Source organism: Micromonospora coxensis, assembly GCF_900090295.1.
GTDB lineage: Bacteria > Actinomycetota > Actinomycetes > Mycobacteriales > Micromonosporaceae > Micromonospora > Micromonospora coxensis.
Map to the genome: position 1 here is coordinate 2,866,559 of NZ_LT607753.1, position 24,136 is coordinate 2,890,694.

17 protein-coding genes are annotated in these 24,136 nt (G+C 72.8%); 5 read left to right on the forward strand and 12 right to left on the reverse strand.

The features are described 5' to 3' along the window. Positions 1–104: 104 nt before the first annotated feature. Positions 105–2,243 (reverse strand): RecQ family ATP-dependent DNA helicase, encoded by a 2,139-nt coding sequence (locus GA0070614_RS12935; protein ID WP_088976190.1) that lies wholly within the window; start codon positions 2,241–2,243, stop codon positions 105–107. A 317-nt stretch (positions 2,244–2,560) separates the two neighbouring features. Between GA0070614_RS12935 and GA0070614_RS12940 the strand changes: the two genes are divergently transcribed. After that, positions 2,561–3,358 (forward strand): serine/threonine-protein kinase, encoded by a 798-nt coding sequence (locus tag GA0070614_RS12940; RefSeq protein ID WP_157744989.1) that lies wholly within the window; start codon positions 2,561–2,563, stop codon positions 3,356–3,358. A gap of 28 nt (positions 3,359–3,386) precedes the next feature. Then, a complete protein-coding gene (locus GA0070614_RS12945; RefSeq protein ID WP_088976192.1) occupies positions 3,387–4,664 on the forward strand; it encodes a hypothetical protein in 1,278 nt (425 codons plus the stop codon). A gap of 151 nt (positions 4,665–4,815) precedes the next feature. On the opposite strand, the gene GA0070614_RS12950 is transcribed toward GA0070614_RS12945, so the two are convergent. Further along, positions 4,816–6,762, reverse strand: a complete 1,947-nt coding sequence (locus GA0070614_RS12950; protein ID WP_088976193.1) for a BTAD domain-containing putative transcriptional regulator — start codon at positions 6,760–6,762, stop codon at positions 4,816–4,818. A gap of 143 nt (positions 6,763–6,905) precedes the next feature. Between GA0070614_RS12950 and GA0070614_RS12955 the strand changes: the two genes are divergently transcribed. Beyond that, the gene (locus GA0070614_RS12955; RefSeq protein WP_088976194.1) at positions 6,906–7,721 is read left to right on the forward strand and encodes a hypothetical protein; all 816 of its coding nucleotides are present in this window, start codon (positions 6,906–6,908) and stop codon (positions 7,719–7,721) included. 200 nt (positions 7,722–7,921) lie between these two features. Here the strand turns inward: GA0070614_RS12955 and GA0070614_RS12960 are convergent, their stop codons facing one another. From GA0070614_RS12960 to GA0070614_RS13000, 9 genes are all read right to left on the reverse strand, one after another. After that, complete coding sequence (locus GA0070614_RS12960) at positions 7,922–9,352, reverse strand: serine hydrolase domain-containing protein (RefSeq protein WP_088976195.1); 1,431 nt, start codon at positions 9,350–9,352, stop codon at positions 7,922–7,924. 210 nt (positions 9,353–9,562) lie between these two features. Next, complete coding sequence (locus tag GA0070614_RS12965) at positions 9,563–10,309, reverse strand: SDR family NAD(P)-dependent oxidoreductase (RefSeq protein WP_088976196.1); 747 nt, start codon at positions 10,307–10,309, stop codon at positions 9,563–9,565. Positions 10,310–10,422: 113 nt separating this feature from the next. Then, entirely contained in the window at positions 10,423–11,532 is a 1,110-nt protein-coding gene (locus GA0070614_RS12970; RefSeq protein ID WP_088976197.1) for a branched-chain amino acid ABC transporter permease, read from the reverse strand. Continuing rightward, complete coding sequence (locus tag GA0070614_RS12975; RefSeq protein ID WP_088976198.1) at positions 11,529–12,419, reverse strand: branched-chain amino acid ABC transporter permease; 891 nt, start codon at positions 12,417–12,419, stop codon at positions 11,529–11,531. The genes GA0070614_RS12970 and GA0070614_RS12975 overlap by 4 nt, the downstream gene beginning before the upstream one ends. Then, on the reverse strand, positions 12,419–13,177 hold the full coding sequence (locus GA0070614_RS12980) for an ABC transporter ATP-binding protein (protein ID WP_088976199.1): 759 nt from the start codon (positions 13,175–13,177) through the stop codon (positions 12,419–12,421). Before GA0070614_RS12980 ends, GA0070614_RS12975 begins: the two co-directional genes overlap by 1 nt. Further along, the gene (locus tag GA0070614_RS12985; protein WP_088976200.1) at positions 13,174–13,917 is read right to left on the reverse strand and encodes an ABC transporter ATP-binding protein; all 744 of its coding nucleotides are present in this window, start codon (positions 13,915–13,917) and stop codon (positions 13,174–13,176) included. Before GA0070614_RS12985 ends, GA0070614_RS12980 begins: the two co-directional genes overlap by 4 nt. A gap of 2 nt (positions 13,918–13,919) precedes the next feature. After that, complete coding sequence (locus GA0070614_RS12990; RefSeq protein ID WP_088976201.1) at positions 13,920–15,119, reverse strand: substrate-binding domain-containing protein; 1,200 nt, start codon at positions 15,117–15,119, stop codon at positions 13,920–13,922. A 603-nt stretch (positions 15,120–15,722) separates the two neighbouring features. Next, positions 15,723–18,989: a VWA domain-containing protein gene (locus GA0070614_RS12995; protein ID WP_088979404.1), complete on the reverse strand. Its 3,267-nt coding sequence runs from the start codon at positions 18,987–18,989 to the stop codon at positions 15,723–15,725. Positions 18,990–19,155: 166 nt separating this feature from the next. Continuing rightward, the gene (locus GA0070614_RS13000; RefSeq protein WP_088976202.1) at positions 19,156–20,277 is read right to left on the reverse strand and encodes a glycerophosphodiester phosphodiesterase; all 1,122 of its coding nucleotides are present in this window, start codon (positions 20,275–20,277) and stop codon (positions 19,156–19,158) included. A gap of 142 nt (positions 20,278–20,419) precedes the next feature. Here GA0070614_RS13000 and GA0070614_RS13005 point away from each other — a divergent pair, with 142 nt between their 5' ends. Together GA0070614_RS13005 and GA0070614_RS13010 are read left to right on the forward strand one after the other, a co-directional pair. After that, positions 20,420–21,754 (forward strand): TrkH family potassium uptake protein, encoded by a 1,335-nt coding sequence (locus tag GA0070614_RS13005; RefSeq protein ID WP_088976203.1) that lies wholly within the window; start codon positions 20,420–20,422, stop codon positions 21,752–21,754. Further along, the gene (locus GA0070614_RS13010; protein WP_088976204.1) at positions 21,744–22,412 is read left to right on the forward strand and encodes a potassium channel family protein; all 669 of its coding nucleotides are present in this window, start codon (positions 21,744–21,746) and stop codon (positions 22,410–22,412) included. Before GA0070614_RS13005 ends, GA0070614_RS13010 begins: the two co-directional genes overlap by 11 nt. 56 nt (positions 22,413–22,468) lie before the next feature. On the opposite strand, the gene GA0070614_RS13015 is transcribed toward GA0070614_RS13010, so the two are convergent. Then, complete coding sequence (locus GA0070614_RS13015; RefSeq protein WP_088976205.1) at positions 22,469–24,115, reverse strand: serine/threonine-protein kinase; 1,647 nt, start codon at positions 24,113–24,115, stop codon at positions 22,469–22,471. Between the last annotated feature and the right edge of the window lie 21 nt (positions 24,116–24,136).

The following is a 24,136-nucleotide window of genomic DNA, read 5'->3' on the forward strand; positions in this document are numbered from 1 at the left end:
CGCCCCCGCCGGCGCCGGTTCGGCCGCCCGCCACGTCGCGGCCGGAGACGGCGGACGGCCCGCCCCCGCCCGGACGGGGTTCGACCGGGCCGGGTCGGGGACGGTCAGCCGGCCACGGCGAGGGCGAGCGGCAGCACGTCCGGCGCGCCGGTCCGGCGCAGCAGCCGGGCCACCATGGCCATCGTCCAGCCGGAGTCGACCAGGTCGTCGACGAGCAGCACCGGCCCGTCCAGCCCGGCCAGGGCGTCGGCCAGGTCCGCCGGCACGGCGAAGGCGTCGTGCAGCGTGCGTACCCGCTGGGCGCTGTTGCCGCGCGGCCCGCCGGCCCCGGTCGGGCCGGTGGGGACGACCTGGCCGAGCAGCGGCAGCCGGCCCACCGCGGCGATCCGCTCGGCGAGCGAGCCGACCAGCGCCGGGTGGGTGCGGGAGCCGACGGCGACCACGCCGACCGGCCGGCGCGGCCACGGGTCGTCGCCGTGGGCCCACGCCTTCAGCACGTCGACCACCGCCGCCGCCACGTCGTCGGGGACCGGGCCGTCCGCCGCGTCCGGCCCGACCAGGGCCCGCAGCCGGCCACCCCAGCCCAGGTCGGACAGGCGTCCCACGGCCCGCCCGGGCAGCGCCTGCTCCGCCGGGGGAATCCGCCCCTTCAGGGGTACGCCCACCGCCTCCAACCCGGTCGGCCAGAGCTTCTTCGGCGGGACCTGGACACCGGGCCGGCCGAGGAAGGTCTGCGCGGTGCTCAGCGCGGCGTCGGAGACCTCCGGGGTGAAGAGCGGACCGGCGCAGTTGTCACAGCGCCCGCAGTCGGTGGCCCCGGCGTCGTCGAGGCACTCGCGCAGGTACCGCATCCGGCAGCCGGGGGTGGCCGCGTACTCCCGCATGGCCTGCTGCTCGGCGGTGCGCGCCTGGGCGACGCGGCGCAACCGGGCCTCGTCGTAGACCCAGGGCTCGCCGGTGGCGAGCCAGCCGCCGCGCACCCGGCGCACCGCGCCGTCCACGTCGAGCACCTTGAGCATCAGCTCCAGCCGGGCCCGGCGCAGGTCGACGAGGGGTTCCAGGGCCTGGGTGGAGAGCGGCCGGTCGGTGTGCAGGGCGGCGAGCACCGCCCGGACCTGCTCCTCCGGCGGGAAGGCCAGCGAGGCGAAGTACCGCCAGATCGCGGCGTCCTCGACGCCGGGCAGCAGCAGCACCTCGGCGTGCTCGACGGCCCGGCCGGCCCGACCGACCTGCTGGTAGTACGCGATCGGCGAGGGTGGCGCGCCGAGGTGCACCACGAAGCCGAGGTCCGGCTTGTCGAAGCCCATGCCGAGCGCGGAGGTGGCGACCAGTGCCTTGATCTTGTTGTCGAGCAGGTCCTGTTCGGCGGCGCGGCGGTCGGCGTCCTCGGCCTGGCCGGTGTAGGAGGCCACCGACCAGCCCCGCGAGCGCAGGAACTCGGCGGTCTCCCCCGCCGCCGCGACGGTCAGCGTGTAGATGATCCCCGAGCCCGGGAGCCGGTCGAGGTGGTCGGCGAGCCAGCCCAGCCGGTGCGCCGGGCTCGGCAGGTCGAGGACGGCCAGCCGCAGCGACTCCCGGTCCAGGGTGCCGCGCAGCACCAGCGCGTCGCTGCCGTCGCCCGTGCTGAGCTGCTCGGCCACGTCGGTGGTGACCCGGGCGTTGGCGGTGGCGGTGGTGGCCAGCACCGGGGTGTGGTCGGGCAGACCGGCGAGGAAGGTGCGCAGCCGGCGGTAGTCCGGCCGGAAGTCGTGCCCCCAGTCGGAGACGCAGTGCGCCTCGTCGACCACCAGCAGGCCGGTGGTGGCGGCCAGCTTCGGCAGCACGCCGTCCCGGAAGTCCGGGTTGTTGAGCCGCTCCGGGCTGATCAGCAGCACGTCCACCGCGCCGGCGTGGATCTCGGCGGTGATCTCGTCCCACTCGTCGAGGTTTGCGGAGTTGATGGTGCGGGCCCGGATGCCCGCCCGGGCCGCCGACTCCACCTGGTTGCGCATCAGCGCCAGCAGCGGCGACACGATGACCGTCGGGCCGGCGGCGTCGGGGCGCTCCCGCAGCAGCGCGGTGGCGACGAAGTAGACCGCCGACTTGCCCCACCCGGTGCGCTGCACGCAGAGCACCCGGCGCCGGTCCACCACCAGCGCCTCGATCGCCCGCCACTGGTCCTCGCGCAGCGTGGCGTGCTCGCCGGCCAGCCGGCGCAGCACCGCCTCGGCCCGCTCCCGTACCGCTGCCCGATCCTGGCTCATCCGGCATTTCTACCAGCACCGGTCCGCCGGGCGCCGCCGCGCCGCCCGCCGTCCCCGGTCGGACGTGAATGCGACGGTGAATGGTGCGAACGGGAAAAGAGGCCGCCAAATAGACGACCGGGGGAAGGGGATCCACGACCGGCGGGATCTTGCAATGACAGCAATTGGTCAGACATTCGACGCCGGGACCCGGCCGGGCTATCGTCGAAAGCGCGTCGAGCAGGGGCGACAACAGAATGGCCGGAACAGTCAGCGGAAAAGACCGCCTGGAGGACCCGGTGCCATTGGGATACCCGAATTCCGCATTCCGTTACGAGTTGCTCGACGACCGGCCGGTCGGCCGCGGCGGCTGCGGCACCATCTGGGCGGCCCGGGACCTGCTCTTCGACGAGAAAGTCGCGGTGAAGACCGTCAACGAGAGCCTGGCCCTGCACGGCGACCCGCGCGTGCAGCGCAGCTTCGTCAAGGAGGCGATGGTCGGGGCCCGGCTCGGCCGGCTGAGCCGGCACGTGGTGCCGGTGACCGACCTCGGCGTCGCCGACGACGTCCCCTACTTCGTGATGCCGTGGATCGAGCCGTGGCGGGACGGGCACATCGACATCTCCCCGCTGATGGGGGCGGTCTCCCTGGCGCAGACGAAGACGATCCTCTTCGAGGTCGCCGAGGCGCTCGCCGTGGCGCACGCCAACGGCATCGTGCACAGCGACGTCGCGCCCTGGAACGTCGTGCGGTCGGAGGGCGACCACACCTACAAGCTCGCCGACTTCGGCCTGCTCAAGATCCTGGAGAGCCGCCTCGTCTCGATCGGCTCCGGCAGCCTGCTCAAGGGTGGGCGGGCCCTCTTCCAACCCCCCGAGGTACGCCAGGACATCTCCGCCGTCTCCCCGGCCGCCGACGTCTACGCCCTCGCGGTGACGTTCCGCGTCCTGCTGGAGGGGCCCGACCACCTCCGACGGGGCGGCGGTCCGCACCCCACCCCCGGGGTGGTCCGCATCCGGCACGAGCAGCGGGACGCGCCCGACCAGGCGCGCCAACTGCTGACCCGGTTCATCGACCGTCACTCCCCGGACGACTCGGTCGACGAGTTCGTCCAGCAGTTGCGCCGCGTTCCGTGAGTCCCGTCCACCCCCGGGAGGTTCCCCGATGAAGCGAGCCATCGCCCACATCCCCTCCGCCGAGATGCTGCGGCTCAAGCCGGTGGAGTACTGGCTCGGCCGGTTCCCCGACTTCGTCCGCCGGTCCGCCACCGAGATCGTGCTCCCCGCCGTGGGGACCTTCGGTCCCTCCTTCGAGTCCGAGGTCCACCCGATCCCACCGGCCCTGCGCGGCCACGAACTCCTGCCCGACTGGGTACGCCAGGCCCGCGACCTCCTCGGCGAGGAGGGGGCGATCTGGGCGAACATCATCGTCGACGGGCAGTTCCTCGACAATTCCGCGATCTGGCAGAAGAACCAGTACGACCAGGAATTCGCCCAGGTCTGCATCACCCATCCGACGGTGCAGCGCATTCTGCACCAGATGATCTCCGAAATCCTGGAGCACGGCGTCGACGGCGTCGTGCTCGACCTCACCGACGCGTATCCGAACTCGGGGTCCGACTCGTACGCCGGGCTGAGCGCCCACTGCTTCTGCGCGTACTGCATGGAGGCGATGCGACTGAAGGGGTTCCGGGAGTCGAAGGACGCGTTCATCGGCGACGACAGCATCCTGCGGCTGGCGTTGCGGGTGGAGGACGACGGCACCGCGTACGTGGACACCCCGCAGTCGTGGATCGACCACCGCAACGCCGACGCGCTGGTCTCCCTCGCGCTGGCCCGGCGGATCGTCTCCGGCGAGTCGCAGCAGCTCACCGCGGAGGCGATGCGGCTGCTCGCGTACCTGCGGGCCCGGGTGCAGGTGACGGCGGAGGCGGTCCGGGCGGTGCTCGCCCCCTGCCGGGACAAGGGCATGCGGACGGCGGTGATCCTCGGCAGCGCCGACTGCGACTGGTCCAGCATGGTCACCCTGGAGGCGCTGCACACCGCCAAGAGCGCGAGCGAGTACTGGCTCCCCGACTCCCCCGACCCGCAGCTGACGGCGGCGGGCGCGCAGATCGTCCAGTTCCTGGCCACCCGCTCGACGTACGGGTTCAACCGGTTCTTCGAGACCGTCGAGGACGCCGACAAGCGCATCGTGCTGTTCGGCATCGACGAGTTCCTGAAGAACCTGATGAGCACGTCGAAGCGGCTGATGGGCAACAAGCTCAGCGCCGGCGCGGCCTACGTGGTCGAGCACCTGCCCGAGTTCGCGGGGTTCGTCGGGATCCCGCTGGGCCAGCAGGACCACCTCGACATCGTCGAGCAGCTGACCCACTCGGTGACGGGCGTCGTGCTGCCGCAGGAGCTGCTGATGAAGTTCCGGATCGTCGAGCCGTCCCCCTGACGGTCGTCGCCCTGACCGTCATCGTCAGGTCGGGGGCGCTCGCCCGACCGCCGTCACTCGGGCCGGGGGCGGTCGCCGGGCGGCCGTCGCTCACGCCAGGGGCGGTCCTCGGCCGCCGTCGCGCAGGCCCGGGCCGCCGGGCCGCCGTCGCTCAGGCGGCGGTCGGGGGCGGCCCGGGAGGTGGCAGGAAGACGAGGACGTCGCGCAGGTGCTCCGTCACGGCCGGCGGCAGCAGGCAGCGCCCGGCCAGTTCCTCCACCGACGAGTACGGGCCACGCAGCAACCGGTCGGTGACGATGTGCCGGCACTGGTCGGGGGTGAGGCCGGGGAGCCCGGCGAGCACCTGGTCGCTCACCGCGTTGACGTCGACGAGCCCGCCGTCGTCGAAGACGCGGGGCAGGTCGGGACGCCCGATCCGCAGCTCGTGCCGGGCTGCCGGGTGGTGGTGCAGGAGGTACCGGGCCTGCTCACGGCGTACCCGCCGCTCGTCGTCGCCCCGCCGGTCCGCCACCCCGAGGACCCGGCGCACCGCGCCCCGGAAACCCCGGCTCAGCAGCACGACGTGCACCGTCCCCACGCACCAGCACACCGCGAGCACGCTGAGGACGTAGAGGAGTTCCCCGTCCGGGGGCTCGGCGTCGGGGTCGCTAGTCAGGGCGAGGTAGAAGAGGCTTCCGACCAGCGCCAGGTAGCCCAGCCCCGCCAGGGCGAGCCGCCAGCTGCGCCGCCAGGCCGCGTACCCGAGGACGACCGCCCAGGTGACGGCGCCGAACGACAGCAGCACCATCGCCGTGGCCAGGACCGTCGCCGTCACGCTCAGCCAGCGCGGGGCGTGCCAGACCGCCCCGGCGACCGGCCCCGCCGGCAGCACCGGCAGCACCGGAGGGACCGGCAACCCGGGTACGCCGGGGGCCGCCGGCCAGCCCGTCGGGACGGACGGCCCGTTCGCCGTCGCCGCGGTGGGCAACGACGGGGCCACGGCCGGAACGGGCATCGGACCGCGTGACGCCTCCACCGGGACGGGCACCGGACCGCGCGGCGGCGGAGCGGCAGTCGTCCCCGGGGCGGCAGTCGTCCCCGGGGCGGCAGCCGGCGACGGAGCGGCAGCCGGCGGCAAGGCGGCAGCCGGCGGCGGAGCGGCTGCCGTCGGTGTGGCGGGCGATGGCGGGTGCGCAGGTGGCGGGGCTGTCGGGACTGGGGCCGATGTCGGGGCCGGATACGCCGGGTCAGCCACGACCGCCGGAGCTGGACCCGCCGGGTCAGCCGCGACCGCCGGGGCAGGAGCCGCCGGATCGGCCGGATCGACCGGAGCGGGTGGTGCCGGCGGGATCAGGGTCGGGTCGGAGCGCAGGATGCGCCCGTGCAACTCCTGGAGCGCGTTGCCCGGCTCGATGCCGTACTCCTCGCGCAGCAGCTCACCGATCTCCCGGTACGCGGCCAGCGCCTCGGCCTGCCGGCCGCTGCGGTAGAGGGCCAGCATGAGCTGGTGGCGCAGCCGCTCCCGCAGCGGGAAGCCGGCCACCAGTTCCACCAGCTCACCGGTCAGCTCCCGGTGCCGGCCCAGCTCCAGCTCCCACTCGACGCGGGTCTCCAGGGCGGCGGCGCGCAGCTCGGCCAGGCGGTGCCGCGCGGAGTCGAAGAACGGGCCGGGCAGGCCGGGCAGCGGCTCGCCGCGCCACAGGTCGAGGGCCGACCGCAGCTCGGTCACCGCCTCGGCGACCCGCCGCTGCGCCCGGGACTGCTGCGCCCGGCGCACCGACCGTTCGAACCGGACGGCGTCCACCGCCTCCGGCGGGACCCGTAGCAGGTAGCCCGCCTCGGTCAGGGTCACCACCTGCCCCGGCGTACGCGGGGAACGCTCCGGCTCCAGCACCCGGCGCAGCCCGGCGACGTACTTCTGCACCACGTTGGGACCGTTGGCCGGTGGATCGTCCGGCCAGACCGCGTCCACGATCTGCCCGGTGGGCACCGGGCGGCCTGCCGAGAGCAGCAGGACGGCCAGCACGGCGCGTTGCTTTCCGGGGCCGGTGTCGATCTCGCGGTCGTCGTGCCAGGCCCGCTGAGGACCGAGGATCTCGAAGCGCAGCGTTCCTGACATGCGATTTCCCGTTCCTGACACCCCCGCTCCCGCCGGCGGCGTCCGCACGGCAGTCGGACGGCAGCATAACGGCAGCGATCCCGCAGTGGCGGCCCGCAGCATCGTCTCCGGCAACCGCCGAACATGCGAGAGAGAGATCTGCGATGACACAGCGCACCCGTACCGCCGGGCTCTTCCGTCGGGTCGTCACCGCCGCCGCCGTGGCCGCGACCGCCCTGGTCGCCGGATGCGAGCCGGCGGCGTCCGGCCCGGCCGCCGCGCCCGCGACGAGCACCGCGCCGACGCCGAAGCAGGCGCTGCTCGCCGCCGTCCCGGACAGCACGGAGGGGACCTTCCGCTTCAACGGCAGGTCGTCCACCGGCGACGTCACCGGGCTGGTGGACCCGACCGCGAAGGGGATGGAGCTCTCCCTCGCGCACAAGGACCCCGAGCTGGGCTTCACCATGCGGATGTCGTTCCGGGTCGTCGCCGAGGACATCTGGATGAAGGTGCGGTTCACCGGTACCGAAGGGCTCACCGGCCTGCCGAAGCTGCCGAACCGCTGGCTGAAGCTGGACCGCGCCAGGCTCACCGACCCCGGGAGCGCGCCGGTGTGGGAAGGCGTGGACATCGGCAACGCCGGCCCGCTGATCGAGGCGGCGACCCGCGTCGAGGAGCAGGGCGCCGGGAAGTACGCCGGCACGATCGACCTGACCTCGGGCGAAGCGGCGAAGGCGCTGGAGGCCGAGGAGGTCACCGCGCTCGGCGACGCCGCGAAGGCGGTCCCGTTCACCGCCGAGGTCGGCGCGGACGGCAACCTGAGCCGGCTCACCCTCCAGGTGCCGGCGGCGGGCAAGCGCAAGGCGTACCCGTACCTGGTCGAGTACCGCGACTACGGCACCGCGCCGAAGGTGGACGTCCCCACCGGCACCGCCGCGCAGGCGGCGCCGAAGGTGGCGTACGAGCTGCTGGCCGGCTGAGGCAGGAGTGCGGAGGGGCGCGGCCACACGGGGGGCCGCGCCCCTCCCCTCGTCGTGTCCCGGCGGAGCACGCCGGGCACGGGGACGTCACGCACGATGGGCGGTGCGGGCCAGGGCCTGCCGCCAGGCCGCGATCCGGTCCGCGTGCCGGCCGTCGAGGACCGCCGACCCGGCGATGGGCACCGACGACAGGCCGTTTCTCACCCGGTCGGCCCTGCCGACCGCAGTCGGGTCAGCCGCGCCACGGCGGTCGCCAGCCCCGCCGCCGCCGCGACGGCGAGCGTGATCGTGAGCGGCGCGGGAAAGTAGGTCATCTGCGCCCACGTGACGGCCCGGCCGTTCATCAGGAACGACGCCCATTGCGGGTACGTGGCCAGCACCACCGCTGGCACCAGCACCCCGACCAGCCGAAACGCCGTCCACCACCACGTCCGCCCGGCACGTCGGCGTGCCCAGCGGCCGGATCGGAGCACTCCACGGATTCCGAGTCCGAGGGCGACCAGGGCGGTGAGCGCGAGGACCAGCTCCGTCATCTGCCGTCCCCCGCCCGGTGCGGCCGGCCGGCGGCCGTCGCTGAGGGCGACCAGTCCGAGCAGGATGTCGTACGTGTCGTCGTGCAGCGAGGCGCTGTTGGTCAGGACCGCGAAGCCGAAGCCGGTGGCCGGGTCCACCGCCTGGACGGCCGTGTACGTGAACAGGTTGCCCGAGTGCACCAGCAGCTTGCGGCTCCCTTCCACCTCCACGCCCCAACCCATGGCGTAGTCCGTGCCCGGCGACGGCTCGTGGAGTACCGCCAGACTGCCCGGCGTCACCATCGACGGCCCGTGGCCGGCCTGACTGATCAACCAGCGACCCATGTCGGACGCGGTGGTGACGACCCCGCCGGAACCACCGCCGCGGAACCGCGGCAGCTCGGTTCGGGGCACCCAGGCGCCGTAGACGGAGATGAACCCGTCCGACGGTCGCACCACCCGGTCACCGACGGCGCTGGCGCCCATGCCGAGCCGCGCGAAGACCCGGTCCCGCACAGCGTCGGCGAAGTCGCGGCCGTCGACGACCTCGACCAACCGGGCGGCGACGTCGTAGTTGACGTTGCAGTACTCCCAGCGGCTTCCGGGTTCACCGGCCAGACTGCCGTCCCGCAGTGCGGCCAGGTAGCCGGCGAAGGTGGTCGCGCGCTGTGTCGCGCCGATGTCGACCGTCCGGTCCGACAGGCCCGAGGTCTGGTTCAGCAACTGCCGCACGGTGATCCGGCCGGCGCGCCGATCGGCCATCCGGAACTCCGGCAGGTACGTGGCGACCGGCTGGTCCAGCGCCACCCGGCCGTCGTCCACGAGGGTCATGACCGCGGCCGCCGTGAACGACTTGCTCACCGACGCCACCCGCATCGGCGTGTCGGCGGTGACGGGCCGGCCCGACGCGTCATGTCCGAGCCCGGCCGTGTGGACGATCCGGTCGCCGTGGGTCACCACCACGGACATCCCCGGCAGTCCGGTCGAGTCCAGCGCCTCCCGTAGGTATTCGTCGATGGCGGCAGGCGTGAGCGCCTTCGCCGGCTCCCCGCCCCACGCAGGGCCGGGACCGGCGACGACCAGCGACAGGGCGAGGACCGCCAAGAGAGGTTTCCGCATGGGTCGAACCTATGGATCGACGCCTGGCGAAGCCGCCGGCGATCGTCGCGACCGACCCCTGACGAAAGTCGGGGTGCCACGCCGGCCGCTCCACCCGCTCCTGGGGTGGTCCCTCGCGGGAACCCGCTGCCCGCCCGGCGAACAGCCCAGGAAACGACGCCGCCGAGTTCGCCGAGGGACACGGCGCGGGCGCGGGTGGATCAACGGGAGTCAGCGGCCGAGGACGGACCCGCCGTTGACGCCGAGCACCTGGCCGGTGACGTATCCGGCGGACGGGCCGGCCAGGTAGCGGACCGCCGCGGCGATGTCGTCCGGCTCCCCGGCCCGGCCGACGAGGGTCGCGGCGACCCGCTTGGCGTGCCCTTCCGGGGTCATCCGGTCGCCGAAGAACTCGGTGTCGGCGACGTAACCGGGACTGACCACGTTGACCGTGATCTGCTCCGGGCCAAGCTGGGTGGCCAGGTCGTACGCCCAGCCGTGCAGCGCCGCCTTCGCCGCCGAGTAGGCCCCGCCGCCGCCCCGCTGGGCGGCGATCGAGCTGATCAGGAGCACCCGGCCGCCCGGCCGGCGCAGGGCCGGTCGCAGCGCCTCGGTGAGCAGCACGGCGGTGAGCACGTTCGCGTCCAGGTTGGCCCGCCAGTGCGCGGCCACCCCGTCCAGGCTGGACGTGTCCCCGCCGAGGTAACCCCCGGCGTTGTTCACCACCACGTCGACGGGCCGTCCGCCGACCGCCTCGACCACCCCGGTCGTCTGCTCCGGGTCGGTCAGGTCGGCGGTGACGACGGTGACGGCGTCCTGTCGGCCCGCCTCGGCGCGGATCCGCTCGGCGGTCGCCCGCAGCGGCTCGACCCGCCGCCCCACCACCAGCACGTCGAACCCGTCGGTGACCAGCCCTCGCGCGATGGCCGCTCCGATCCCGGTCCCGCCTCCGCTCACCACGGCCAGCCGCTCCCCCATGCCCCGCTCCCTCCACGATCCCACTCGGTCGATCGTGAAGTTATCGCCAGCGGACACGGCGTGTCACGGCGACAACGTCACGATCGACAGGGTGGAGCGGGCGGGGCGGCGGGTCAGCGGGGTGGGCGGAGGGCGGTGAGGAGGGGGCGGAGACGGGTGGTGAGGCTGGCCAGGCCGCCGGGGAAGAAGTAGACGGCCAGGATGAAGACGGTGCCGAGGACGAACAGGGGTTGGCTGAGCGGGGCGCTCAGCACGGCGGGCAGGGCGTCGACCGCGTCGCTGGTCCCGAAGGCGGTGAGCCGGTGGTCCAGGTACATGTAGAGGACGCCGCCGAGCACCGGGCCCCACCGGGTGCCGGGCCCGCCGAGCACCACCATCACCAGCAGCGACAGGGTCAGCTCGGACGAGGTCACGTGCGGGCTCGCACCACCGACGATCAGGCAGTACACCACTCCCCCGGCGCTCGCCAGGCCGCCGGCCAGGGTGAACGCCACCAGCTTGAACCGGTACGGGTCGAGCCCGAGGACGCCGACCCGCCGCTCGTCGTCACGCAGCCCGGCCAGCACCCGCCCGGTCGGCGAGCCGGAGACCCGGTGCACCACGAACACCACGAGCGCCAGGTACGCCAGCGCCAGCCAGTACAGGTTGACCGTGTTGGTGACCCCGACCAGGGCCGGCGGCAGGCCGGACACGTCCAGCGGCAGTCCTTCCTCGCCGCCGGTCCAGCCGCCGAAGTTGCGGGCCACCAGGATCGCCCCGACCTGGGCGAAGGCGAGCGTCACCATGGCGAAGGCGATGCCCACCGTACGCAGCGCGACCGCCCCGAGCAGCGCCGCGAGGGTGGTCGCCCCGACGACGGCGAAGAGCGCCGCCTGCCACAGCGGCAGCCCGGCCCGGGTGACCAGGATGTCGGTGCCGTACACCCCGGCGGCGAAGTAGAGCGCGTGCCCGAAGGAGAGCATGCCGGTGCGGCCGAACAGCAGGTCGTACCCGGCGGCGAGACCGCCGAAGACCAGGCAGACGGCGAGCAGTTGCAGGGTGCCCGGCGAGTTCAGCGGCCCCTCGAAGATCCCGGGCAGGGCGAGCGTCGAGTACGGCACGATCGCCGCCACCGCCAGCGCCGCCAGCGGCAGCCACGGCCGCAGCCCGTGCCAGCGCGAGTGGCCGGGGGTCAGTTCCGCCGGCACCGCGGCCGGGGGTGCGTCGACCATCTGGTCGGTCATGCGTGAGCCACCTTTCCGGCCAGGCCCTGGGGCCGCAGCAGCAGCACCACGGCGAGCAGGCCGACCACGCAGATGTCGCCCAGCCCGGAGACGCCGTAGTAGTTGACGAACTGTTGCAGCAGCCCCACCACGACCGCCGCGTACGCGGACCCGACCACCGAGCCCATCCCGCCGATCACCACCACGATGAACGCGAAGATCAGCAGCGAGCCGCCCTGCCCGGGCGAGACGGTGCCGAAGTAGACGCCGCCGAGCGCGCCGGCCAGCGCCGCCGCCGCCCCGCCGATGGCGAAGACCAGGGTGAACGCCTTGCGCACGTCGATGCCGAGCGCGGTGACCATCTCCCGGTTCTCCACCCCGGCGCGGATCACCAGGCCGTAGCGGGTCCAGCGGAGGAAGGCGAGCAGCGCGCCGAGCACCGCCACCGCGGCGACGATCAGCAGCAGCCCACCGTTGGGCACGTTCGCGCCGAGCACCGAGGTCACCTGCCGGGTCCACTCCGGGCGCGGGAACGGCCGGGCGTCCGCGCCCCAGGTGGCCTGGAGCAGCGCCACCCCGGCCAGCGACAGGCCGACGGTGACCAGCACCTGTTCGATGGTGCGCGAGTAGAGCGGCCGGATCAGCACCAGCTCCACCAGCACCGCGACCAGCGTGCCGGCCGCCACCCCGAACAGCACCGCGAGCACGAAGCCGAGGCCGTCCGGGCCGGCGCCGGGCAGGTTCTGCGCGGCCCACCAGGTCGCGTACGCGCCGACACCGAGGAAGAGCCCGTGGGCGAAGTTGAGCACGTCGGCCAGGCCGAAGACGAGGGAGAGCCCGGAGGCGACCAGGAAGTACAGCGCCGCCAGGCCCAGCCCGGTCAGCGTCAGCAGGATCACCGTGCCCATCAGCTTCCGTCCTTCCGCGCCGCCGGAGCGGTCTCGTGCCCGCCGCCGGAGCCGACCCCGAGCAGCGACTTCGTCAGCGCCGTCTCCAGCAGCAGCTCCCTGGCGTCGCCGGTCCAGGCCACCTGGCCGGCGGCGAGCACCACGGCGTCACGCGCGAGCCGCCGCACCACGGCCAGGTTCTGCTCGACCAGCAGCACCGGCACCGACTCGGCGACCCGCTCCAGCACCTCGGCCACCTCGGTGACCACCTTGGGCGCCAGCCCCTTGGTCGGCTCGTCGACCAGCAGCAGCCGGTTGTCGTTGAGCAGCACCCGGCCGATCGCCAGCATCTGCTGCTGCCCGCCGGAGAGCGAGCCGGCCCGTTGCCGTCCGCGCCGGTCCAGCTCCGGGAAGAGCGCATAGACCTTGTCGTACGCGGGGGTGCTGCCGCGCCGCTCGGCGAGCCGCAGGTTCTCCGCGACGGTGAGGCCGGCGAACACGCAGCGGTCCTCCGGCACGTAGCCGAGCCCGCCGCGGACCAGCCGGTGGGTGGGGCGGGCGAGCAGGCTCTGCGCGCCCATCCGGACGGTGCCGCGCACCTCGCCGTTGCGGGGGGTCAGGCCGACGATCGCGCGCAGCGTGGTGGTCTTGCCGACGCCGTTGCGCCCGAGCAGCACGGTCACCCCGGTCGGGGCGACGGTGAACGACACCCCCTGGAGGATGTGCAGCCCGGCGATCCGCACCGACAGGTTCTCGACGCTCAGGACCGGTTCGCTCACAGCGACTCCCCCAGGTACGCCTCCTGCACGGTGGCGTTCGCCATCACCGTGTCCGGGGTGTCGCAGGCCAGCAGCGCGCCGTGGTGCATCACGGCGATCCGGTCGGCCAGCTCCAGGATCACGTCCATGTGGTGCTCGACCATCAGCACCGACCGGCCGCTGTCGCCGGTGAGCGACCTGATCACGTCGACCAGCTCGGGCACGTCCTCGGCGCTGACCCCGGCCATCGGCTCGTCCAGCAGCATCACCCGGGGTTCCCCGGCCAGCAGCAGGGCGATCTCCAGCTTGCGCTTCTCGCCGTGGGCGAGGGTGCCGGCGAGCGCCGTACCCCGGTGGTGGAGACCGACCCGGTCGAGCGCCGCGTCGGCGGCGGCGGCCACCTCCCGGTCGGCCGCCGCCCGCCGCCACAGTTTCATCGAGCCCCCGCGGTGGGCCTGCACCGCGAGCCGGACGTTCTCCCGCACGGTGAGCGAGCCGAAGACCGAGGACGCCTGGAAGGTGCGTCCCAGTCCGAGGCGGGCCCGCCGGTGCGGCGGGAGGGCGGTGACGTCCTCGGAGTCCAGCACGACCCGGCCCTCGGTGGGCCGGCGCAGGCCGGTGATCAGGTTGAACAGGGAGGTCTTGCCGGCGCCGTTGGGCCCGATCACGCCGAGGAACTCCCCGGGCGCGAGATCGAGGTAGACGTTGTCGACGATGGCGACCTCACCGATCCGCCAGGTCAGACCGCGGGTGGCGAGCATTCTCAGCCCTTCATTCCGGTGACCGGCGGAGCGGTCTCGTCACCGGTCAGGGTCTTCTGGGCGGCGGCCGTGAAGGCGGTGCCGCTGCCGGAGAGCTTGGCCTGGTACATCGGCTGGAGCAGGGCGTGGTCCTCGGCGCGGATGGTCATCTTGCCCTTCACCCCGTCGAACGTCCAGCCTTCGAGCGCGGTGACCATCTTGTCGACGTCGTCGCCACCCTCCTGCGCGGCCCGTACGACCATCTGCGCGGCGGCGAAGCCGTCGGGGTGGAACAGGTCGATGGTGTTCACCTTGCCCTTGAGCGCCTTCGCGGCCTCGGTGTCGCTGGCCCCGTCGAAGTAGTGCGACAGGAAGGAGATCTTGCTGCCGGCGGCGCCGAAGGTGGGCCAGGAGGCCCGGATGTCCAGCCCGGTCACGACCGTGGTGGAGGTGAGGACGCCCTGCTGGTCGAGGGTCTGCCACATGGCCGGGGCGGTGGTGCCGGCCCAGGCGACGAAGAGCAGGTCCGGCTTGGCGGCCTTGATCTGGCTGGCGAACGGGGTGAACTCGGTCGCGCTCGCCGGGGCCCGGACGCTGCTCACCGTGGCGCCCGCGCCGCCGATGACGGCCTTGACGGCGGCCTCGTTGGCGTCGCCGAACGCGCCGTCCTGGGCGAAGACGACGACCTTCTTGCCGGCCGGGTCGCCGATGAACGACTTGGCGGTCACCACGTCCTGGTACGACTGCCGTCCGGAGCGGAACGTGTACTTGTTCGCGCCGGTCACCGCGTCGGTGGCGGCCGGCCCGGAGATGAAGAGGACCTTGTTCTGCGCGGCGATCGGGGCGACCTGGAGCGCCACCCCGGAGGCCGTGGAGCCGGCGATGATCTTCGTGCCCTTGCCGATCAGGTCCTTGGCGGCGGAGACCGCCTTGGCCGGGTCACCGGCGTCGTCGACCTCGGTCACCTCGATCTTCCGGTCACCGACCTTGCCGGTGCCGCCGGTGGCGTGGTCGAGGCCGGCCTTGAACCCTTCGATGTACTGCTTGCCGTAGCTGGCCAGGGGACCCGACTGGGAGTAGACCAGGCCGACCTTGACCGGGGCGGAGCTGTCACCGCCGCCGGAGGCGGTGTCCTGCGGGCTGCCGCAGGCCGTGGCGGCGAGCGCCGCAGCCATCATCGTGGCGGCGGAGAGGAACGCCCGCCGCGTGTGCCGGACCGTCATCGCGACTCCAGGTGAGGACAGGAAGCATGTGTCGGCTCACGCTAGAAGTGACGTCACCCACGGGCTATGTGGCGGAAACACACAAGTCATCATGACGAGGTGGCCGGCTGTAACAATCCCCGGCCCGGTCGGGACGGCGCACGTACCCCTGGTGGGCGTGGTCCCCACCGGCCCGGGTGCCGCTGTGTCGCCCCCCGCCATCGCCACCGCCCCTCACCGGGTCCCCTCACCGGTGTCGGCTGGACAAAGTGCTTGTGTAGGTCGGCCCCTGGTCGTCACGACACGACAGCTTGTTGGAGTTGCTGGTGTAGGCCCGGCATGATCGGAGACGCTGAACCGACCGGAGTCATCCATGCCTACAGCTGAACCCCCGGTACCGACGGATTGCGAACGACCTCGCCGCGAAGATCAGGAACGGTGAACTCAGACCGGGCGACAAGCTCCTGCTCGCCGACAGACCGAACGGCAATCCTCTCGACGTCGCCGGGACGGGGGGTCCGGACGAACCGGACCCCCCGTCCCGCGTATCCGCAGTGGATCTTCAGTCCCTGCGCCACGCCGGTGGCGTCCCGGGCGGTCAGCCACCGACCCACTTCGGTCGGGTCAGGCGATCAGCGACCGCCTGCGCCGCCAGGTGAGCAGCAGCAGCGCCCCACCGGCGGCCACCGCCAGCAGGCCACCACCGACGATCCCGGTCAGCTTCACGCCGGTGACCGGCAGGTGCTTCTTGAGCCGGTTGTGGAAGGTGCAGGTGATGTCCTGCCCGCGCTGGGGGGTCACCACCCCGTTCACCACCGGCACCGTGGTGTCCGTGCCGGTGAGCACGCACCTCGGCGGGCCGACCTGCTCGTACCCCTTGGGACCACCGGACTCGCCGAGCGCGTAGCCCACGCCGACCTGCACCCGCACGTCGGTGACGGCCGGGCTGCCGGAGGTGCCGCTGATCGGGGTCCCCCCGTCGCGCGGCGCGGCGGTCAGCGTCCAGTCGGTGGGGTGGGCCTTGCCCTTCCACACCTTCTTGACCAGCGTCAGGTGCGCGCTGCCCGGGTCCACCTGTCCGTTGCGCCAGGTGCAGGTGTAGCTGATCCCGGCGATCGGCGTGAGGATGTCGTCCGGCGTGGGGATGGCCGCACCGGTCGCGTTGTTCACGCAGGACACCGCGCCGAGCTGCTCGTACCCGGCCGGGCCGTCGGTCTCGGTGAGCGTGTACCCGACTCCGGGTGTGGCCGCCGCGTCGGTCACCGCAGCCGTGCCGCTGCGTCCGCTGATCGGCGTCGCGCCGGAGCCCTGCGGCGGGGTGGCGTTCAACAGCCAGTCCTGTGGCCTCGCCGTCCCGCCGAACTCGTTCTCCACCTCCTTGACCAGGGTGACCCGGGCCGGGGCCGGCGGCGGCGGGAGCTGCCGGTTGGTGAAGGTGCAGGTGATGTTCTGGCCCAGCCCGGCGTTGAGGACGTTGTCCGGGGTGGGCACCACGGTGCCCCTGCCGGTCAGCACGCACCGGACGTCACCCACCTGCTCGTAGCCGCTGGGTCCGCCGCTCTCCACCAGGTCGTACGGCGTGTTCGGGTAGATCTCCGCGTTGGTCACGGCGGGCTCGCCGCTGCGTCCGCGGACGGTGGGCGGCAGCACGGCACGCGGCCGGGGCAGGGCTTCCAGCAGCCATTCCTGCGGGGTGGCGGTCCCGCCGAACGGGTTCTGCACCTCCTTGACCAGGGTCAGCCTCGCCGGCTGTGCCACGTTCGTGGCGGTGCAGACGGCGCTCTGCCCGATCTGGACGGCGACCTGACCGTTGGTGCCGTCGAGGCTGAGCCCGGAGCCGCCGCCGCGCAGCAGCAGGGTGCAGGTCCAGCTACCGGTCGCCGGCGGCGTGATGACCGCTCCCGGTGCCACGGTCTGCGCGTACCCCGGCACGGTGCTCTCGCCGAGCGAGTAGACCACGTCCGGTTCCACGGCCCCGTCGACCCCGGTGGTGCCGCTGATCACCGGAGAGCCGCCGCCCGGCGGGAACGCGTTCAACGTCCACGACTCGGCCGGCTCGGGCGTGCCGTACGGGTTCTCCACCGACTTGCGCAGCTCCAGGCTGGTGGCGCAGGTGACGGTGTTGCGGACGGCGAAGACGTTCAGGCCCGCTTCGAGGGTCTGCTGGCCCAGGTCGCCACTGGCCGTGCCGGTGCAGCCGGCGGGCAGGAAGCGCAGCAGCAGGCTCTCCCCGATGGTGATCTCCTGCCCGGCGGTGTAGCCGGGGTACTCGACGCCCCAGGTCGGGTCGGTCTGACCGGTGAGTTGCAGGCTGGCCTGGAACTCGGCCGGCTGGTCCGGGTCGGTGAAGGTCTCCCCGTTGATCACCCAGGTCTTGTCGACCCGGACCGAGGCCACCGGGTCCGGCGACTGGTTGAGCACCACGCAGCTGACGATGGCGTTGGCCCGGGCGTCGACGGTGAAGCCCAGTTCCCCGCTGTTGGTGACGGCCGCGGGACTTCCGTTGGCGGTGCAGGAGGCGTTCGCGCCGTCCTGCGGGATCAGGCTGAAGCCGGCCTGGAGGGTTTCGGTGAGGGTGACCGGCTCGGTCTGCTCGCCGCTCAGGTCGGCGGTGAAGCTAACCGCGCCGGTGCTGTCCTCGGTGACACCGCTGGGCGGGGTCACGCCGGGGGTGCTGGTGCTGAACGTCCAGCCACCGGCGGGGACGGCGTCGGCGGGTGTGCCGCCGGGTGGGACGACCTTCTTGACCACGCTGATCGTGCCGGCGCAGGTCTCCAGCGCCAACTGCCGGAAGAGCGCGGCCAACTCCTCGAAGCCGGTCTGGTAGTAGTCCTCGCCGGGGGTGGGGCCGGAGATGGCGGCGAGGTTGTTCGCCGAGCCGCTGATTCCGGCGCCGACCCCGACCGCGATGATCCGGGTGCCGAGCGCCTTGACGGTGTTGGCGGAGAAGACGCCGTTCTCCACCTCCACGAACCGGGTGAAGTTCCCCGGCCCTTGCGCCGGCGGTGGACCGTACACGGTGGGATTGCCGTCGGTCAGCATGATCACGGCGTCGTACGGGGTGGGCGCCGCGGCGATCTGGAACAGCCCGGCGTCCCAGTTCGTGGTGCCGCCTGCGGTGAGGCCGTTGATGGCGCTCTTCACCGTGCCGGCGCCGCTGGCGTCGGACACCGGCGTCGGGTTCAACACGGTCGCGGCGTTGCTGCTGAAGCTGTAGACCGCGATCTGCGACGGGGTACCGGTGAGCGCGTCGACGAAGCCGTTGGCGGCGTTCTTGACGTCGGTCAGGAACGGCGAGATCGAACCGGAGACGTCGATCAGCAGGGCGATGTTCAGTCCGCAGTCGCCGGGCAGCGGCGGGTTGTCCAGCGCGTCGGCCCAGATCGGGCCGCGTGCGGTGCGGTTGGTGTTGCCGCTGCTGGCGACCGGGAAGGTGTAGCTCTGGTTGTTGGCCACCGCCCCGGTGAAGACCCCGTTGTACGTCGTCGGGGTCGTCGGCGACGAGATGGGCCCGGTGTCCAGCGTCTGGATCAGCCGCCAACCGGTGGGGGCGGACCGCTCGACGATCCAGTAGCCCTGGTTGGTGCCGGTCCGGCCGGGCACGTCGACGCTGCACTGACCGGCGGCGTCGGTGGTGCAGGAGGCGACCGGTGTGTCACCGGGGCCCGGTCGCGTGCCGCTGACCCCCGCGTAGAAGTCGAAGACCGCGCCGGCCAGACCGGCGACGGTCTCGGATCCGGTGCGGATGCCGCCCTTGTTGACGGTGAGGGTGGCGGTCGTCGGGCTGGCCGCGACCGCCGGCCCCTGCGGCCCGACCAACGGCGCGAGACCGATGGTCAGGGCCAGCGCGGCGGTGGCGCTCCACCACCGCCGCGCTCGAACGTTGCTCATGATGGACATTGACAAACCCCCGTACGTCGTCCGGGACGACGCAAGCTTGGACCTGCCCTTTGCGCAGGTCACGCCGTGCAAGTATTGGGGCTTTTGTCCACTTCTGTGATGCTTTTGCCGATGCAGAGGATCTCTCAGGCACCGAGCTTCCGAGGCTTCGTGACCGTCAGCGGCCCGCCCGCGCCGCCACCGCCGTGTCGGGGTGGTCGGTGAAGACACCGTCCAGGCCGAGCCCGTAGAAGAGCTCGTACTCGGCGGTGACGTCGCCCCGGGCGTTCGGGTCGGCGCCGATGCGGAAGTCGGTCGGCAGGAACTGGTTCTCGGCGCGGAACGTCCAGGCGTGCACGACGAGCTTCTCCCGGTGCGCGTCCCGGACCACCGTGGTCGGCGCGCGCAGCTTGCCGGCGGCGTCCCGGGGGACGATCAGGTTCTTGTTCAGACCCACGCCGTCGGCGTACCCGGCGATCCAGCGCAGGCCGGCCGGCGTGGCCAGGTCGGCGTAGCGGCGCGGGTCACCGGCGGCGGTGAAGTCGTACGGGCGACCGGAGGCGTCGAGCAGCTGCACCAGCGGCACGTCGATCATCCGGTCGAGCTTGCGCAGGTTGGCCGTCTCGAAGGACTGCACGTAGACCGGCGCGCCCCGGTGGGTCAGCTTGTTCGCCCGCAGCACCGCCACCAGCGGCTCCTCCAGCGGCAGCCCGATCGAGGCGAAGTAGCTGGGGTGCTTGGTCTCCGGGTAGACGCCGATGGTCCGGCCCCGGTTGCGGCTCTCCGCCCGGGCCAGGTCGACGACCTCCTGGAAGGTGGGCACCTCGTACCGCCCGTCGAAGGCGGTGTTCGCCACCCGTACCTGCGGCAGCCGCTCCTTGGCCCGCAGCGTCTTCAGCTCGGCCAGGGTGAAGTCCTCGGTGAACCAGCCGGTGACGCTCACCCCGTCGATGGTCTTCGTCGCCTTGCGGGCGGCGAACTCGGGCCGGGCCGCCACGTCGGTCGTACCGGAGATCTCGTTCTCGTGCCGGGCGACCAGCACGCCGTCCTTCGTCGGCACCAGGTCCGGCTCGATGTAGTCGGCGCCCGTGCGGATCGCCAGCCGGTACGCCTCCAGGGTGTGCTCCGGGCGGTAGCCGCTCGCGCCCCGGTGGCCGATCACGATGGGCCGGTGGGTGGCCCGCTCCGCGCGGCCAGCGCGCTCGGAGTCGTCCTCGCGGGCGGACGCCGCGCCGGGCACGGCGACCGCCACCGCGAGCAGCGTGCCGGCCAGGCCGAGGGCGGAAAGGGTACGTCGCAACGCCGTCTCCTGTCGTCGGTGTGTCGCGCTCAGCAGACCGGCCCGGGCTGACCGCCAGTTGGTCGGCGGCTGACCACCGGATGAACCCTGCGGGATCCGCGATTCACCGACCCCGCGCTGCCGGGAAATAGAAGATTGTCTGGTGCGCCGGTTTCTCCGTCATCCCGTCCGGCTGGTGCCGTTGGGATTCCTGGCGGCGATCGCCCTCGGCACCGGCCTGTTGATGCTGCCCTGGGCGACCAGCGAGAGCCGCTACACCCCGTTCACCGAGGCGCTGTTCACCGCCACCTCCGCCGTCTCGGTCACCGGCCTGTCGGTGGTCGACACATCGACGTACTGGACCACCTTCGGCCTGATCATGATCACCGTGCTGACCCAGGTCGGCGGCCTCGGCATCCTCACCGGCGCCACCCTGGTCATCCTGGTGGTCGCCCGACAGCTCGGGCTGCGCAACCGGCTGCTGGTGCAGGCCGAGACCGCCGAGTTCGGCTTCGGCGACGTACGCCGGCTGCTGCTGCGCATCGCGGGCCTCGCCCTGGCCAGCGAGGTGCTGATGACCGCGATCCTGGCCGGCCGGCTCTGGTGGGCCTACGACTACCCGTTCGGGCGGGCCCTCTGGTACGGGCTGTTCCACGCCGTGCAGGGGTTCAACAACGGTGGTTTCTCGCTCTGGCCCGACAGCCTGGTGAGCTTCAGCCGGGACCCGTGGATCTGCCTGCCCCTGGTGATCGGCACGATCCTCGGCGGGCTCGGCTTCCCGGCGCTGTTCGAGGTGGTGCGGGCGTGGCGCCGGCCCACCACGTGGGCGGTCGCCACCAAACTGACCGTCTGGGGCAGCCTCACCCTGCTCGTGGCCGGCTTCGTCGGCCTACTCGCCGCCGAGTGGGCCAACCCGAACACCATCGGCGGGTACGACTGGCAGGGCAAGCTGCTGGCCACCTTCACCCAGAACGCCGTCGTCCGCACCGGCGGCTTCAACGCCCTCGACACCAACCAGCTCGAAGAAGAGACCTACCCGCTGCTCATCGCCCTCATGTTCATCGGCGGCGGCAGCGCCAGCACCGCCGGTGGGATCAAGGTCTCCACCTTCTTCCTGCTCGCCTTCGTCATCTGGGCCGAGCTGCGGGGCGAGCCGGACGTGACGGTCGGGCGGAGCCGGATCGCCACCGCCAGCCAGCGGCAGGCCCTCACCGTGGCCCTGCTCAGCGTCGCGCTCGTGGTCGCCGGCACGGTCGCGCTGATCGTCATGACCGAGGGCGTGCGCTACTACCGGGCGCTGTTCGAGGTGACCTCGGCCTTCACCACCACCGGCCTCTCGGTGGGCAGCCCGGACGACTACGGCACGCCGGGCCATCTGACACTGACCCTGCTCATGTACATCGGCCGGATCGGCCCGCTCACCCTCGGCTCGGCGATCGCGTTGAACACCCGACGACGCCTGTACCGCTACCCGGAGGAGCAACCCATTGTCGGCTAGGAGCACGGACGACAGCGGCATCGTGATCATCGGCCTCGGCCGGTTCGGCTGCCACCTGGCCGGATCCCTCACCCAGCTCGGTCACGAGGTCCTCGCCGTCGACCGCAGCCCGGACCGGGTGCAGCGCTGGTCGGCGCAGCTCGACCGGGTGGTGCAGGCGGACGCCACCGAGGAGGCCGCGCTGCGGCAGCTCGGCGTGGCGGACTTCGGCCGGGTGGTCGTCGCGATCGGCGCGTCGGTGGAGGCGAGCGTGCTGTCCGTGCTGGCCCTGACCGAACTGGGCGTGCCGCAGATCTGGGCCCGCGCGACCTCGGAGAAGCATGCCAAGATCCTCGCCTCGGTCGGCGCGCACCACGTGGTGTTCCCCGAGGCGGAGACCGGGGAGCGGGTGGCCCACCTGATCGTCAGCCGGATGCTCGACTTCATCGAGTTCGGCGACGACTTCGCCATCGCCAAGGTGCCGGTGCCGCCGAGCCTGGTCGGCCGGCCGCTGAGCGAACTCGTCCCGACCGAGCGCTACGGGGTGATGGTGGTCGGCGCGAAGCTGCCCGGGGAACGCTTCCGGTACGCGGGCCCGGAGACGGTGCTCAGCCCGGAGAGCGTACTGATCGTGGAGGGGACCATCGACCAGGTGCAGCGGTTCGCCACGCTCAGCTGAGGGTCAACGCCCCTTGCCCTTCGCCTTGCCCTTCGGCTTGCCGCCTCCCTTCTCCGTCACTTCCCGCCTTTTCCCTTGCCCTCACCCGACCCCTTGCCCTTGCCCGGCTTCTCGGCAGTGGACTTTCCGGAGCCGCCGCTGCCCGAGGTGGCGGAGGAGCCACCCTTGCCGACTGTCTTCTTCGCCGCCGGCGGCTTGGCCGGCGCCTTGGCCGGCGCCGTGGCCGGGGCGGTCGTCGGCGTGGACCCGGCCACCCCGGAGACCTGGACCGCGCAGGTGGCGTCACCCAGCCGGAACTCCACCGGCAGCGGGTTCGACCCGGTGTACCGGCCGCTCATCGCGACCTTCTGCGAGGCACCCGGTGCGAGCGCGGTCCCGCCGGCCGCCGGCTGGAGGACGACCGTACGCCCCTGCTGGCGGGCCACCGCCGGGCTGGCCGTGGTCACCTTCTGGGTGCCGGGGAAGGCGAAGCTCATGCTCCAGTCCCGCAGCTCCTGCTTGCTGGTGTTGGTCAGCGTCAGTTCGGCGGTGAAGTCCTTGCCGGAGTCCTTGCGCAGCACGTACGAGACGCCGCAGGGGTTCTGCTGCTGCAGCCCCATCCGCGCCTCGGTGGGCTGCTCGACGCCACCGCTGGCCGGGCTCTTGGAGGTCACCCCCCACATCGCGGCGGTCACCGCGACCAGGCCGGCGGCGGCCACCCCCGCCTCGACCCTGCGGCGGCGCGAGGCGGCCCGGCGGTTGCGGGTCCGGCCGGAGAACGGCAGCGCGTCGGTGTCGGACGACCAGGGCAGGATCGTGGTGCCGGCGCTGGCCAGCAGCGCCGGGTCGGTGAAGCCGGACGCCGGGGAGACGGGCACCGCCGAGATCATCCCGGCCGCCTCGGCCAGGGTACGGGCCACCTCGGCGGTCTGCGGCCGGTCCTCGGGCTGCTTGGCCAGGCAACGGCGCACCAGCTCCGCCACCTCGTCGGGGAGCCCGGGCACCTCGGGCATCGGCTCCGGGTCGTTGTACATGTGGGCGCGGAGCATCTCGGTGGTGGTGCTGGCCTTCCACGGCAGCCGGCCGGTGAGCATCCGGTAGAGCAGCAGCCCGACGGCGTACACGTCGGTGGCCGGGGAGACCTGGCCGTTGTCCAGCCGCTCCGGGGCCAGGTACGCGGGGGTGCCGAGCAGGGCGCCGTCGGGGCCCTTCTCGCTCTCCCCGACCAGCGCCGAGATACCGAAGTCGACCACCTTCACGCCGGTGGAGGTGAGCATGACGTTGCCCGGCGTGACGTCCCGGTGCACCACGCCGCGGGCGTGCGCGGTGGCCAGCGCCGAGGTGACCTCCGCGCCGATCGTCACCGCCTCCCGCCAGGGCAGCTTCCCGTCGCGGCCCAGCCGCGCGGTCAGCGGGCCGCCGTCGACCAGCTCCATCACGACGTACGGCACGGTCAGCCCGACCTGCTCGGACTCGCCGTAGTCGTACACGTTCGTGATGTTGGGGTGGCAGAGCCGGGCGGCGGCCTGGGCCTCGACCCGGATGCGGTGCCGGAACGCCCGGTCGGCGGCCAGCCGGGAGGCGAGCACCTTCACCGCGACCTGCCGGCCGAGCACCTCGTCGTAACCACGCCAGACCACGGACATCCCGCCCGCGCCGAGCTGCTCGATCAGCCGGTACCGCTCACCCAGCAGTTGTGCGCCGTTCCGGATCGCTCCACCCATGGTCGAACGTGTTGCCCGGAG